The sequence below is a fragment of the Scytonema sp. NUACC21 genome (genome assembly GCF_054684315.1).
This window is the reverse complement of record NZ_BAAFZH010000107.1, coordinates 323930-338807: the sequence shown is the minus strand read 5'-3', so window position 1 is coordinate 338807 and position 14878 is coordinate 323930. Positions and strand designations below refer to the sequence as shown.

Here is a 14878-nt window from a genome sequence, read left to right as displayed (position 1 = left end):
CCACCAAACAATCAAGAGGTAAACAAATGAAAGAACTTATCCGCGAAAACACTTTTGAAGACATCAAAATCTGTATAGAAATCCCACCAGATATGTCTGAAGAAGCGCAAAAAATAGCGTTTGAAGAAAACCCACTCAACGCAGAAGCGATCGATAATTCATCAGACAGAATAGCGCTCATCACCGGGAAAAAATGGCAACCCGGTCGTACTCTGCGCGTTCGTTTTTTAGACGGACACCCTGTCGTTCAGACAAAAATTGCAGCTATAGCCCAACAGTGGACTCAATACGCCAACATCAAGTTAGTTTTTGGAAATGACCCCGATGCTGAGATTCGCATTTCATTGCAACCGGGAGGCTCCTGGTCATATCTTGGTACTGATGCTTTAAATATTCCAAAAAACCAAGCCACAATGAACTATGGATGGTTAAAACCAGATTCATCCAACCAAGAATATACGCGAGTTGTGCTTCATGAATTTGGTCATGCTCTTAGTTGCATCCACGAACACCAACACCCACAGGCTGGAATTCCTTGGAATCGGGATGCTGTTTACCGTTACTATAAAGAGACCAACAATTGGGATAAAGAACAAGTAGACAACAATATTTTCCGACGTCTCGGTACTGACATCACGCAATTCTCCCAGTACGACAGAGAGTCAATTATGCATTATGCAATTCCCAAAGAGTTGACAATTGGAGGTTTTGAAGTGCCTTGGAATACTCAACTCTCAACCACGGATAAAAATTTCATGCGTCAAATGTACCCAGGGGGAACGGTAGGGTCAAATAGAGTCGTGATTTACTCAGACCGTGACTTTCAAGGAAGAAGCCAAGAACTAGAACCAGGTCGATATGATGTCGGTCAAATTGCTATTGGAAACGACCACTTAAGCTCGTTAAAAGTACCATCAGGGCTTCGAGTCATCTTATACGAACATGCGGGATTTCAAGGCAGAACTAAAGTGTTTGCATCTGACACACCCTATGTTGGAGATGACTTTAACGATTTCACCTCCTCCCTTGAGATACAAGCTGCATAAGTTAGGTCAAGGTTAAGACACCCCTAAGTCCTCCTTTTTAATGGGGATTTAGGGGGAGCTAAAAAATTAGAAGTCTTAACGAGTTGTTTGAAAACACTCTCCAGACACAGATACGGCAATTGTAGCGCAGAAGGGCAGCATCTTTGTTAAGACTCTCCAAGAAATAATTTAGGTTTTTGGATAAAAGCTTTAATTCTCTGGCTTTTTCTGGAAGTGTAGCCAATTCCAACATTGTACCAATCACAAACAAGTGTGGTGTGTTCACTAAGCGTTCCTTTGGAACAGAGCGAACTTCCAGCAATCCTGTTGCTAATTCCAGTTCATCATTATTTTTAATTTCTTTCCAAGAATCATCTAACAAATCAGCTAGACTGCAACCATTAGGAGGTTGTAGTTGTTTACTCTTCGCAAGAATTTTCTTTACTAACAATTCCCGGTAACGTTTTAGATCGCCAGTTTCCAGTTCATACATCACCACAGAACTGCTAAATACTTCTCTCACTAATAGAGCTACTTGCAACGTCCAAGGTAGCAGCTTGTAAGTTTGCTGTTCCCAAGCGGTTACAATTCTGTCTAAATCTTCATTAGCAGCCACTCGAATCTCCAAACGATGTACCCGCGCCTCGATTTCATGGAGGTGTACCCCAACCTGTTGAGCGAGTTTATTTAGTTGCTCGCTTAGTTCAAATAATGCTTCATCTTGAAGAAGAGATTTTTGTTTGAGATTGCGAGTTGAATGTTAATGGTCGGCTAAATTAGAAAACTGTAGCAAGCGAGTTGCGGTTTTGAAGATGCTCTACTTATAATTCGGGTCGGCTTCATCATGTTTATCTAAATAACAGCAACTTTTTACAAAACTTCATAAACTACAGAGCATCGGTACAGAAATTATAAAAACCCAGTTTTTTCGTAAAGACTAGCCATGCTAGTCTCTACATTAACGAAATATTAGGATTTACAGCAAAAAGAAAACGTGTTGTTTGCTCCCGTTTTAACTACTTTACCGCCGCTCTATTCTATTCAGTTAGAAAAGTTATTTGAGATGTAATTAAAGAGTTCTTTAAGCGCTTCCCAACTGATTTTTCCGATTACCCAACCAGCTGCTTGTTTAATCCATGTCCTGAATGAATTTTCACTAGCAATAATGGCGTTTTGGTTATCTTTGGAAAGCTGACGAAACCTTCTAATTATCTCTATTTCTTCTTGAGTAAAGCTTGAATCGAGCATACTAATTACCTCTAAAAATGTATTTTTTGCCTTACGTAAATTTTTATTGATCTAACTTTTTTCTTAGTAAGTCTCTAACCTCCTCAGCAGCTAGTTCAATGGGATCGGCAGGACTGATAGAAAATTTCCAACCAACATTCCCAGCCGCTTTGATAATTGCTGCTAAAAGTTGATACAGCCTGTATCTTTTTATTGCTGAGAAATATTCTACTTGCTCAACGTTAATAAAAAGGCTTGCGCTCAACTTTTCCTGTATGTCCTTACAGCGGCGATTAATGTTATCTTCCTGTTCTGGTGATGGATAATTAAATTTTTCGTTCCAATTGCCAGGATCTATCTTATCCACCTGGTTTAATCCGACTACAAGGCGATCCTTCAAGTTGCCCATGGCATTTTGCACAATGTCCCTGAGAATTTTTTGATCCTCATTTAGAGCTTTCAAATCTGCTTGTACAACGTACAGTACAACGTCCGCTGAGGGCAAAACTTTTTCGTAAATCTCTTTATATTGCCTGTCCAGTTCAATATCTTCTCCCAACCCAGGCATATCTATTACCGAAAGTTGACCCCCATTAGGCAGTTCAATAGTGTTTTCGCTTGGTTCTTTGGTTCCAGTCGTCGTGTGACTAACTCTTTCTTGTAAATCAAACAGCGAATTAATAGTGGTAGTCTTACCAACACCAGCTTTACCAATGATGGCAATTTTTGGTGGCTTGGCAAGTTCGTCGTCTATTAAACGCTGAAACCTGTTAAAATCTGTTGTACCCAAAACTTGGCGCAGTTTGTCTATTGTTTTTTGCTGTTCCAGTGATACATTCTTCCTAAAAAATGACATTTTAGACTCCTTTAGTCGGTAATAGTTAATGGCATTCACAAGATTATTCAGCCCATATCGCCTCAATGCAGAACAGGGAAGGATATGTTTTTCTGCAATAGGTAGATAGGGCGAGAAACGCTTGTAAACAAGATTGACTTTCTCTGGAATTAGAGAAAATTGTTCAGCCGATGGCACATTATCGACCGTATTCCAATTTTCTGGATATACTCGATCTATTTGGTTAATTCCTATGACAAAATGCGCCTTTGGTATTTTCTGACCATTGTCAGTTAACCGCAGTATTGACTCCTGATCTTCAGTAAACGCACGAGTGTCAGCCTGAACAACCCATAAAATCATGTTAGCTGTGTGAAAAGATTCATAAAGTTGTTGGAAGTGCCTTGCATCTGCTTCTTCGCTTTCGCCTACACCCGGAGTATCGAGTAGTCGCCACTCTGGAAGCATATCTCCATTGAAGACTGAAACTATTTTTCCTTCATGTTGAGATACTGTTTGTGTACAAGCCACAGCCGGATCGGTGCGCCAATTTAGTCCAAAAAGGGCATTTGATAAGCTGGTTTTGCCAGAACCAGTCTGTCCAAAGATAGCTAGGGTAAACATAATAAGCTCATCGTCTTAGTGTCCTCTAAAGCAGTAGAGATAGAAGTAAATAAGGTCGTACATTTGACATATGCAGAAAATGAGTGTAGACAGAACATAAGTTAAAGTTTGTTTACTCAGATGTTGCACCAAGCTTAGAAGGTATTGAGCCGAGACATGACCAGAATCTATTGTTCGGCCTTCATTCGTGTTTGATTCCTCGTTGCCAAACCAACTTTTTTGACAAGAGTGTAGTCAATTATTCAACCCAAATAGGATAAGGGTTTTCAGACCATCTTGCAGGAAATTACACGTATCTTGGCTCAATACTAATTACGCATGACTCAAGGTATTGAATACTTTGCTTCAACAATTGAGTTGCTCTACTTATGACTCGGGTGAGTGCAACCCTATTTATCCAAATGACTGCAAGTTTGTTACAAACTTCATAAATTTAGAAATCTGCAAGTAATAACTGAGGAATGCAATAGCGCGAAGCTTCCACCGTAAGTGATTTGCATCACTGTCGCTGTAGAATAAACTATGCCATAAAAAAGTAACTAGCATTCCTGGCACATATCATCATGAATCCCTATACATCGATTTTGCTCCTGATAACGTCGTGTTTGTGTAGGAAACTGTAAAACCGAATTTCAACAAAGCTATCGGTTCGACATCCGTTACTATCAACAGTAAAGACAATTGCTAAAGAGCACACTAACCATTTGTGCTGGCTTAGACACCAAATTTGATATCCGAGAATACACTTTCCTGCATAGACCGCTAGACTTCTTCCCAATAAGATCGATAAGAGCAGTGTTATAACCACTATGCAATTAAGAAGTGCATCTGGTGAAGATGTACCTTCTTGAAAGCCCCTCTTCCAGTTCCTTATCCGGAATCCCTCCTTAACACCCTCAAACGTCCAATTGTAAAGTTTTGTAACTTTTATCAGATGATTTGGATAAAAGCCGTGCTTATCTTGCGAAAACTTTTTATAGGAGTGCTTTCTACATGAAGGAGTCCGAATTTAAACAACTAGCTCTAGAAGCCCAAAAACACCCCCTAAATTCAACAGCTAGACGAATGGCGTTATCAAAGTTGATCGAGGGTCTTTATAAATCGCATAAACTTTGCTCCCCATACAAAGGGAGATTTTCTCAAGTGTATCAACATATATATGAGGAGGCAGTACAAGACCTATTCTTATACATCTGTAAAAATATAGACAAATACGCTCCCGAACGTGCTGAATTTATAACCTGGGTCAATATGTTACTCAGCAAGCGTTTCTTTAAAGAAGCTGTTTCCAAAGTCGTTGGGAAAGCCAACGAAATCAAGGTAGAAGCTTCTTTTCTAGAAAACTTAGAAGATTTGGCACCAAAAGACAACGAAGAGGATTGTATATCTGATTTTTTAAAAATCAGACAATATATAGAAAAAGATCCACAAGGAGTGTTTCGACAAACATACATCAAAAGTTACCCCCAAGCAAATTTTCAAGAAATAGCGATGAAAAGATGGTCTGGTCTCTCTTGGAAAGACATTTCAGAAGAGTTCTGCGTTCCCATTCCAACGTTAAGCAACTTTTATCAAAGGAGTTTAGATAAGTTTCGCCATGAATTCAAAGAATTGTGCGATCGCTATGTATTGTAAAATCAAAAAAATCGAGTAGTATGACAACTCTTTCAACATTTACTGGTCTGATATCTCCAGTCTCCCGGAGATTGGCAGAAAAATGGTCAAAGCAGCAAGCCACACCTGAAAAAGGTCAGCAGGTATTGCTGAATATCATGGCTGTATCCTTCGTAAATTTTTATCTAGAATGTATGGGATTTGAGACAGAACTAGAAGCTAGTGACAGTTGGAATCCGGTACAACAAACTCTTATGGATGTAGCCGATTTATGCATTAAAGATTTGGGTAAATTAGAATGCCGTCCCGTGTTAGAAAATTTCCAGACTGTCTACATACCGCCAGAAGTTACATCAGACCGGATTGGCTATGTAGCCGTACAAATCAGCGAAACATTGCAAGAAGCCAAATTATTAGGCTTTGCTAAAGAGGCATCAATGAGTGACTTACCTATCAATCGATTAGAACCTCTAGAAAACTTACTAAGGTATCTAGAAGAATGTACACAAATACAAAAAGCTAAATCATCCATAAAGTCATAAAAACCTAAAAATCATTTTGATGCTTCCTTTCTGCCGTACTCCTCAAGAAGGTCGTCGCGTAATTGCAGAGATGGCAAAAAATGGTTTGGTGCAAGGAGAAAACGGATTACAAACCTACGTGATGTGTGAATTACCTAGCAATGTACAACTAGCAGATGAGTTTAGTGAAGTCTTTGATGGATTTTCTATTGGCTCAAATCACACTGACTCAGTTGATGCTGGGATTGGATCGGGATTCAGAGTTAGTGGCGCATTTATTTGATGAACGTGACGAAGCACTCAAGCGAACGATCGCAAAGGCAATTTACTTACATTAAGTCCGGTTAATTAGTTATTATTAAACAATCTGTGCAAAAACCGGAAAACCCTCTCCCCATCTCCCCATCTGCCTTAATGATAAGTCTTTACCCGGACATGATATTACCTGCCTCATCGACCAATGCAACCTCAAATGTCAGATTCTTGCGTCAACTCTAAGTAAATATGTTCCAACCCCACCTGCTTCCTGGTAATCGAATCCAGAGGAATACCCTCAAAGCAAGCAAGAATTTCCTTTAATTCCAAATGTTCCGGCAACCAAAAAGCCAAATCGCTACCATAACGACGAGGAGTAAACCCACACTCAATTGCCCGTGCGATCGCTTGTTCTTCATTAGGAGTTTGTACGATCGCAATCTCTTTAGCTGAAATCCGCCTTTTCAATTCTGCCAAGCTACCTTCAGCCAAAATTCTACCTCTTTTAAGAATACCAATTCTGTGACAAAGACGCTCGGCTTCATCTAATAGATGAGTCGTCAGTAAAATTGTAATTCCCTGATTTTTCAGTTGTTTAATCAACTCCCAAATTTCATATCGCGCCTCAATATCCAAACCTGTCGTTGGTTCATCAAGAATCACTAACTTTGGTTGATGTACCAGTGCAACCGCAATATTTAAGCGTCGCTGCATCCCGCCACTGAGAGTTTCTACTGGGCTTTTTGCCCTATCTAACAAGTTCACAGCTTCCAAAGTTGTTCTTACCTGTTGCTGTCGTGTTTTATAGTCCAGACCGTAAATCTTAGCAAAAAAGTTAAGGTTTTCTTCACAAGATAAAGTTTTGTACAGTAAATTTTCTTGAGGTGCAATACCAATAAGTTTTTTGGTTTCTTCTGACACTGGCTGATTGTAAACTGTAATATAACCATTATCAGCCTGAAGAAGATTACAGATAATATTAATTGTTGTAGTTTTACCGGCTCCATTTGCACCCAGCAAACCGTAAATTTCTCCTGTATCTATATGTAGGGTCAAATCTTGCAGAACTTTTCTTTTACCGTAGGATTTATTTAAATTTTTAATTTTTAGCATAGGGTTATGGATAACCTATTTCTGACATCTTACACCTTCTCAATAACGGCGTGGTGGGCAGTGCCCACTACGAGCGGGATCGGCTTTTTAGGCTTTTATTTTTGCAATAAGGCGATGGTGCAAGATATGAGATTTACAATCTCTTTTCTACCATCAACATCCGCCGATAAGACAACCATCCTCCTAAAAACATTAACAATGCAAACACGGATAAAAATTGAAAGTGAGATGCTATATCAGCAACTCCATTTCCCTTTGCCGACACCCCTACAAGAGCTTCATTCATATGATATATTGGATTGAACCTCGCGATGTTCAATAGTCTTTCAGGGAATAATGAAGTGGGCAAGAATACTCCCCCCAAGATTAACAAAGGCACCCCAAAAGCTGCGACTAGAGCATTAACATCTTCGGTACGACGAGCTAATTGTGTACCCAAAATAAACCCCAAGCCTACATAAGCAACTATACTCATCAGAATGATAAGGAATCCAAAGAAGAGAGAACCCTTGAATTGGGCACCCCAAAAAGCTGCAATAGTATAAACAAGCAATGTTTGTCCAATGCCAATGCAACTATGAGCAAGAAAAATACCTAAAAAATAAGATGTGCCGCTTAAGGGAGAAATAAAAAGACGTTTGAGAGTTTGTTGTTCTCGTTCTGCAACGACAGTAGCTACACTACCACCCAAACAACTAAAAAATAGTGCTGCGCCTACCAAGGTTGATGGTGCAGCATTTTCAAAAGCAAGAGCTATTGACAATTTTGCCCGTTCTGCCAAAATATTTCCGTTAAGAATTAACACTGAAATGGGAAAAATACTCCAAAAAATCAGACTGCGTCTCCGTCGCAATAATTCAATTAAAATGCGCTGAGTGACAGCTATAGTTTCATGCCAGTACTTCATAGTGTGGGGAGTTAATTCAGTAACAAATGACTCAAGGATCTAATTCACCAGAATCATATACCCTTTCCCGTCGTGCATTGCTGCAATTGTTCGGCGTAGGTACTGTTGGAGGAGTCTTAGGATACTCCCGGTGGAGCAAACCAAGACCAACAGTTTTTATACAAGATACCCTAAATTTACCAACAATGCTAAGTCAACAAAAAAGTGTTGTGGTTGTTGGGGGTGGTTTGGCTGGTTTAGCTTGTGCATACGAACTCAGTCAAAGAGGCTTTACGGTGACACTGTTGGAAAAGTCTCCACAATTAGGCGGCAAAATTGCGAGTTGGCAAATTGAAGCTGTGGGTGAAACCTTCAACATGGAGCATGGCTTTCATGGATTTTTCCCTCAATACTACAATCTCAATAGTCTGGTAACAGAATTGGGGATTGGGGAAAATTTCAAGTCATTAAATTTTTACTCTGTTGTTTACCATAATAGTAAGTATCGCCCAGAAGTCTTTCGACCCAGTCACTCTGCTTTTCCTTGGAATATTGTAGATTTAGCTATAGCCTCTCCCAACCGCTTTCAATGGGGGATTAATTTAGTCAAGATAAAACATTTGCAAGTGTTTCAAGCAATTGGTGGTTTTGAGCGCGAAAAAAACTATCGGCGCTTTGATAATATATCAGTTGCAGACTGGGTGAAGGAAGAATTTCCTAAAGGTTTATATGACTTGTATTTTCTACCTTTTGCTAAGTCTAGCTTGAATTCACCAGATGATATGAGTGCTGCTGAATTGTTGCAGTTCTTCCACTTTTATTTTTTTGGAAACCCAGAGGGATTAGCTTTTAATGGCACCAAAGATGATATGGGAACATGTTTGGTGCAACCTCTAGTTAGGGCAATTCAGGGCAAAGGAAACAAAATTATCACGGGAACAACAGTCAGTGAAATTCGCGCTGCACAGGGTAAAATTGCTTCACTAAGTTATGTTATTGGTAGTCAGACAAGCAATGTTCCTTTCTGGGTAAAGCGCAACACTGATGTAGAAACGCCCAGTTTAAATGTAGAGACGCGCCATGGCTCGTCTTTCCGGACGCATGAATCGAGGAATTGATGACCGTAGTGATTTTTAGTCCTTAGGTGTCACTTTCTTTGAACTCCTTACAGGACAGTTACCCTTTAGTAGCGACCGTCCTCTGGAGTTAGTACACTCTCATATTGCTAAGTTGCCGCCACTCGTCCATAGTATCAATACGGATATTCCCCCGACTCTATCTGCCATGATTAATAAGCTGATGGCAAAACATGCAGAAGATCGCTATCAAAGTGCTTTTGGTTTAAAGCATGACTTAGAAAAATGCTTGCATGACTTGAAACAAAAAGGGTATGTTGATTCATTTAAATTAGCACAAAGAGATATTTCCGATCGCTTTCTCATACCCGAGAAACTTTATGGGCGGGTAAAGGAAGTGGAAAAGTTACTTGAGGCATTTGAGCGAGTGTCGCAGGGAAATTCTGAAATGATGATGGTAGGAGGTTTTTCTGGGATTGGAAAAACCGCCGTGGTTAATGAAGTCCACAAACCAATTACCAAACGGCAGGGCTACTTTATCAAAGGTAAATATGACCAATATAAGCGCGATGTTCCTTTGTCGGCATTTGTGGAGGTGTTACAGGACTTAATAGAACAACTCCTCTCTGAAAGCGATGCTCAATTACAACACTGGAAAGACAAAATTTTGGCTGCTTTGGGCGAGAACGGTCAAGTGATTATTGATGTGATTCCAACACTCGAACAGATTATTGGTCCGCAGCCCCCTGTTTTGGAACTATCAGCCACTGCTACACAAAACCGCTTCAACTTACTGTTTCAACACTTTATTCAAGTCTTTGCAAATACCGAACATCCTTTGGTCATATTTCTTGATGACTTACAGTGGGCAGACTTGGCATCACTGAAGTTGATGCAACTATTAATGACAGAGACAGGTCATGTGTTAATGATTGGGGCATACCGAGATAATGAAGTCTCTCCAACACATCCATTAATGCTAACGTTGCAGGAAATACAAAAAGCAAAAATGGTTGTCAATACCATAACCCTATCATCCCTCACAATAGCTGATATCAACTCTTTGATTGCCGATACAATGAGTTGTTCTATTCAACGAGCGCAATCTCTCACGGAACTAGTTTACCAAAAAACTAAAGGCAATCCATTCTTCACCAATCAATTTCTCAAATTCCTATATAACGAAGGTCTAATTTGCTTTGATTTTAAGATAGGTTCTTGGCAGTGCGATATTGCTCGGGTGAAGATGCTAGCACTTACCGAGGATATTTTGGAATTCATGGCAAGGCAATTGCAGAAACTGCCAATTGCCACTCAATTAGTGTTGAAGCTAGCGGCGTGTATCGGTAACTCTTTTGATTTAGCGACCCTGGCTATTATATGTGAAAAAACAAAATCTAAAATCGCTAACGATTTGTGGAAAGCATTGCAGGCGGGATTAATTATTCCCACAACTGAAGTTTACAAGTTCTTTCAAGATGAGTCAATAGTTTATAGTCAAGAGGATGTTAGTTCTGAATTTTGGACTTTGGACTCCGAACTGTGGACTATTAATTACAAATTTCTCCACGACCGAGTACAGCAAGCAGCGTATTCTTTAATTCCTGAAGACCAAAAGCAAGCTACTCACTTTAAAATTGGACGGCTGCTGTTAAAAACTACACCCAAAACTCAACAAGAAGAGAAAATTTTTGAAATTGTTAACCAATTAAATTATGGAATAGAATTAATTACTCAAGAAACCGAGCGGGATAACTTAGCATCGTTAAATTTGATAGCTGGACGAAAAGCAAAGTTTGCCACTGCTTATACAACTGCTATGAAATACCTTAGGACTGGAATGCAACTTTTAGCAGTTGATAGCTGGGAGAACAGTTATGAGTTGACACTTGCTGTATATCAAGAAGCAGCAGAAGCAGCATACCTAGCTGGTGAATTTGAGCAGATGGAAAAATTAGCAGATGTTGTGTTGCAGAAAGCTGATTTATTACTAGATAAAATGAAAGTGTATGAAGTTCAAATTCTAGCTTTGGGAGCACAAATACAACCAAAAGAAGCTGTCAGGAAAGCACTCGTCGTTTTAAAAATGTTAGGTCAAGAATTGCCATTTAATCCCAGTCCTGATGATATTCAAGGGGCAATGGCAGAAACAACATTACATCTTAATGGAAAATGTGTTGAGGATTTAATAGATCTGCCAGAAATGACAGCAGCCAAACTCCTAGCAGCTATGCGTATCCTATCTCTTATCATTACTTTTTCCTATCAAGCTGTTCCTGAGTTATTTCCACTTATTTTGTTTAAACTGGTCAATTTATCACTTCAACATGGTAATTCTCCTTTATCGGCTTTTGCATACGTAGTATATGGGTTAACACTTTGTGGTGTCGTTGGAGATATTGATCGAGGTTATCAATTTGGCAAACTAGCATTAAACTTGTTGGTCAAGTTTAATGCTAGAGAAGTGAAAGCAAAGGTTCTTCAAACATTTAATACTCTTATCAGGCATTGGAAAGAGCATACAAAGGAAATGTTACAACCTTTACTAGAAGCATATTCTGCTGCATTGGAAACGGGCGATATAGAATTTGCAGCCCTTTCTCTTAAAGTTTATTCCTACTCTTCATACTTTATTGGTAAAGATTTAGCTACACTAAAACTGGAAATGGCAATCTATAGTCATGCCATTAGTCAACTCAAACAAGAAATGCCATTAAGTTGGACTGCTATCTTTCGGCAGATTGTCCTGAATTTACTTGGGGAAGAAAATCCGTGTTGCTTGCGCGGTGAATCTTATGATGAAAAGAAAATGTTACCGATTCACCAACAAGCGAATGATAGAATTGGACTTTTATTTTTATTTTTCAGTAAACTCCATCTGTATTATCTATTTGAAGAGTTTCAACAAGCAGTGAAATATGCAACTTTGGCAGAGAAGCATTTAGATGCTGGAATAGGACAGATAGTCACCGTGCTTTTTTATTTTTATGATTCACTATCTAGACTAGCAGTATACCCTGAAGTCGTCAAATCCGAACAAAAAAGTATTCTCGACAAGGTACACATCAATCAGGAAAAATTGCAGAAATGGGCACAACATGCTCCTATGAATTACCTGCACAAATTTTATCTGGTTGAAGCAGAACGGTATCGGGTGCTGGCTCAAAAGTCTGAAGCTATAGACATGTACGATCGCGCTATCTTTTTAGCTAAAGAAAATGAATATGTAAATGAAGAGGCACTAGCTCAGGAATTGGCAGCCAAATTCTACCTTGAATGGGGAAAGCAACGGATTGCTCAAGACTATCTTAGCAATGCCTACTACTGCTATGCTCGTTGGGGTGCAAAAGCAAAAGTTGATGACTTAGAAAAACGCTATCCTCAATTACTGACCAACACCCTGCAAGAGGAGAAAATTCTTCTGAGTCCCACTGATACAGTCACCACTTCGGGTTCTATTTCTTTACCCATCACTGGCAAAACGATCTCCTCTAGCACCAGTGTTTCAGAAATACTGGATTTGAGGAGTATTATCAAAGCGTCTCAAACTCTTTCTAGCGAAATTCAACTGGACAAGTTACTTGCTAAATTAATGGAAGTCGTGATGGAAAATGCAGGTGCAAAAAAATGCGCTCTCATTTTGCCTTATGGGGATCGGTTGGCGATCGAAGCGCTCGCAATGTTTTCACAAACGCCCACCATTCTGCAATCTCTTCCTGTTGAGTCTTCTTTAGAAATCCCCATTACCCTAATTTATTACGTCAAAAACACTCTAAAAACCTTGGTGATGGATAATGCTGCGTCAGAAAATTTCTTTGCTGCTGATGCCTACCTCAACCAACACCAAACAAAAAGTATCTTGTGTACGCCCATTCTTAATCAAGGAAAGTTAATTGGTATTTTGTACTTAGAGAACTCTCTAACCCCTGGAGCGTTCACTAAGGACAGAGTTCAAATTCTTAACCTTCTGGTGTCCCAAGCTGCTATCTCTTTAGAAAACGCTCGTCTTTATCACAAATCTCAAGAACTTTACCAAAAAACTCAAAGCTATGCCCAACAACTGGAAAGCTCTCTTGCTAACCTGCAACAGATGCAACTTCAACTTATACAAAGTGAGAAAATGTCTGCACTTGGCAATCTAGTTGCAAGTGTAGCACACGAAATCAACAACCCGGTGGGATTTATTGTTAACAATCTAGAACCAGCGCAAGAATATATTCGCGATCTTTTTCATCTGATCGATCTTTATCAGCAACATTTTCCCCATCCCGGTGCTGAAATTTTAGAAACAATAGAAGCTATCGATCTGGAATATGTGCGAACAGATCTATTCAAGCTTATTAACTCATTAAAATTGGGGACTGACCGCATTCGTAATATCAGTAATAGCTTGCGAATTTTTTCCCGTAATGATACAACTGCAAAAGTCTCCTTCAATATTCATGAAGGACTTGACTGTACTCTTCTTATTCTTAAGCATCGTTTGAAAGCTAACGATACGCATTCTGAAATTGTAGTTATTAAAAACTATAGTAACTTACCATCGATCGAATGTTTTCCCGGACAACTTAATCAAGTATTTATGAATATACTAGCAAATGCTATTGATGCAATAGAAGAGTCTTTGAAAAAAGAAAAAGGAAAAATTTTAATTCAAACAAAATTAAATTCAGACAATACAAGTGTAGTCATTAAAATTACAGATAATGGTTTGGGAATACCAGATGAAATAAAATCAAAGATTTTTAACCATTTATTCACTACGAAAGCCGTAGGTAAAGGAACAGGATTGGGATTATCAATTGCTCATCAAATTGTTGTCGAACAGCATCAGGGAGTTTTGGAGGTCAACTCAGTTTTAGGACAGGGTTCAGAATTTACAATTATCCTTCCTATCTAGAATTTGCCCTTATTTCTACTAGCTTGTTCATCTAGTAATCCCACACAACATAGTTTCTATTGTTATTAAAAGCTATTTTTCTTTGACTAAAGTTCAAGAAACTGAGTTTCTGTACTCTGGCTATAGATAACAAAATAGCTTTGCTTAAATCAAAGATTTAAGGTTCTTCCTTCACTTGCACTTTAACCTTAACCCAAATATCATTATTATCCGAGATATTGACCTTAACTAACAGTCTAAACGTAGAATTCACTTTGACTAAAACGTTGACTTTAAGCACAATTGATAAAAACCCCGGTATTAAACCGGGGAAATGGGGTTTTGTCTTATGCTGTGGGTCTTTTTTGCAAGACCGCATTGATTTCCTAAAGATACTGTTGTCACCATTTCAAGAGTTGCCAAATTGCCGAGTTAACTAAAAGTTGCTAAAACAAAACCCCAGGTTATAAACCTGGGGCATCCGGTGTTGCAAAAATGATGTGCATGACGATTTCTTGCATTAATCTATCTTTCTGGTTTTATAAAGACTAGCCAATTTGGCAAGAAAAGGTAGCTTCATTAAAACTTTAAAATCTTCTCGCGGACAACACTGTATTGACAACTCTTTGTGATACTTGAGCGACCTAAGACTGAATCACGAATTTTACGTATTTTTTCCATTCTAGATAAGAAAAAACTTATGTATGCTAATAAGCAATATTTTGTTAGCTAATATTTAACTACAATTTTAGTTTAACAATATTTCTCATAACAATCCTGATGAAGTCATGAGCTTCAGTTTGTTGCGCGGGCTTTTAGTCCG

At 38.9% G+C, this 14878-nt stretch carries 9 protein-coding genes and 2 pseudogenes; 6 read left to right on the top strand and 5 right to left on the bottom strand.

What is annotated here, in order from left to right:
- Positions 1-26 precede the first annotated feature (26 nt).
- Positions 27-1046: a beta/gamma crystallin-related protein gene (locus ACYRY3_RS40415; protein WP_460207462.1), complete on the top strand. Its 1020-nt coding sequence runs from the start codon at positions 27-29 to the stop codon at positions 1044-1046.
- Between the two features lie 58 nt (positions 1047-1104).
- Here the strand turns inward: ACYRY3_RS40415 and ACYRY3_RS40410 are convergent, their stop codons facing one another.
- The 3 genes from ACYRY3_RS40410 to ACYRY3_RS40400 form a co-directional block, all read right to left on the bottom strand.
- Entirely contained in the window at positions 1105-1641 is a 537-nt protein-coding gene (locus ACYRY3_RS40410) for a hypothetical protein (RefSeq protein ID WP_460207461.1), read from the bottom strand.
- A 425-nt stretch (positions 1642-2066) separates the two neighbouring features.
- On the bottom strand, positions 2067-2273 hold the full coding sequence (locus tag ACYRY3_RS40405) for a hypothetical protein (protein ID WP_460207460.1): 207 nt from the start codon (positions 2271-2273) through the stop codon (positions 2067-2069).
- A 43-nt stretch (positions 2274-2316) separates the two neighbouring features.
- Entirely contained in the window at positions 2317-3711 is a 1395-nt protein-coding gene (locus ACYRY3_RS40400; RefSeq protein WP_460207459.1) for a GTPase family protein, read from the bottom strand.
- A gap of 1143 nt (positions 3712-4854) precedes the next feature.
- On the opposite strand from ACYRY3_RS40400, the gene ACYRY3_RS40395 reads away from it, so the two are divergent.
- The 3 genes and pseudogenes from ACYRY3_RS40395 to ACYRY3_RS40385 all read left to right on the top strand — a co-directional run.
- Positions 4855-5346, top strand: coding sequence for a sigma-70 RNA polymerase sigma factor region 4 domain-containing protein (locus ACYRY3_RS40395; protein WP_460207458.1), 492 nt, complete (start codon positions 4855-4857; stop codon positions 5344-5346).
- Between the two features lie 20 nt (positions 5347-5366).
- Entirely contained in the window at positions 5367-5867 is a 501-nt protein-coding gene (locus tag ACYRY3_RS40390; RefSeq protein ID WP_460207457.1) for a DUF1822 family protein, read from the top strand.
- Positions 5868-5877: 10 nt separating this feature from the next.
- Positions 5878-6172, top strand: a pseudogene (locus ACYRY3_RS40385) (putative PEP-binding protein); the annotation flags it as partial.
- 142 nt (positions 6173-6314) lie between these two features.
- Here the strand turns inward: ACYRY3_RS40385 and ACYRY3_RS40380 are convergent.
- Together ACYRY3_RS40380 and ACYRY3_RS40375 are read right to left on the bottom strand one after the other, a co-directional pair.
- Positions 6315-7214 (bottom strand): ABC transporter ATP-binding protein, encoded by a 900-nt coding sequence (locus ACYRY3_RS40380; protein WP_460207456.1) that lies wholly within the window; start codon positions 7212-7214, stop codon positions 6315-6317.
- A 133-nt stretch (positions 7215-7347) separates the two neighbouring features.
- Positions 7348-8121 carry an ABC transporter permease gene (locus tag ACYRY3_RS40375; RefSeq protein WP_460207455.1) on the bottom strand — a complete coding sequence of 258 codons (774 nt, stop codon included), beginning with the start codon at positions 8119-8121 and terminating at the stop codon, positions 7348-7350.
- A gap of 26 nt (positions 8122-8147) precedes the next feature.
- On the opposite strand from ACYRY3_RS40375, the pseudogene ACYRY3_RS40370 reads away from it, so the two are divergent.
- Positions 8148-9143 (top strand): annotated as a pseudogene (locus ACYRY3_RS40370) (FAD-dependent oxidoreductase); the annotation flags it as partial.
- A 256-nt stretch (positions 9144-9399) separates the two neighbouring features.
- Entirely contained in the window at positions 9400-14076 is a 4677-nt protein-coding gene (locus ACYRY3_RS40365; RefSeq protein ID WP_460207454.1) for a trifunctional serine/threonine-protein kinase/ATP-binding protein/sensor histidine kinase, read from the top strand.
- Positions 14077-14878 lie beyond the last annotated feature (802 nt).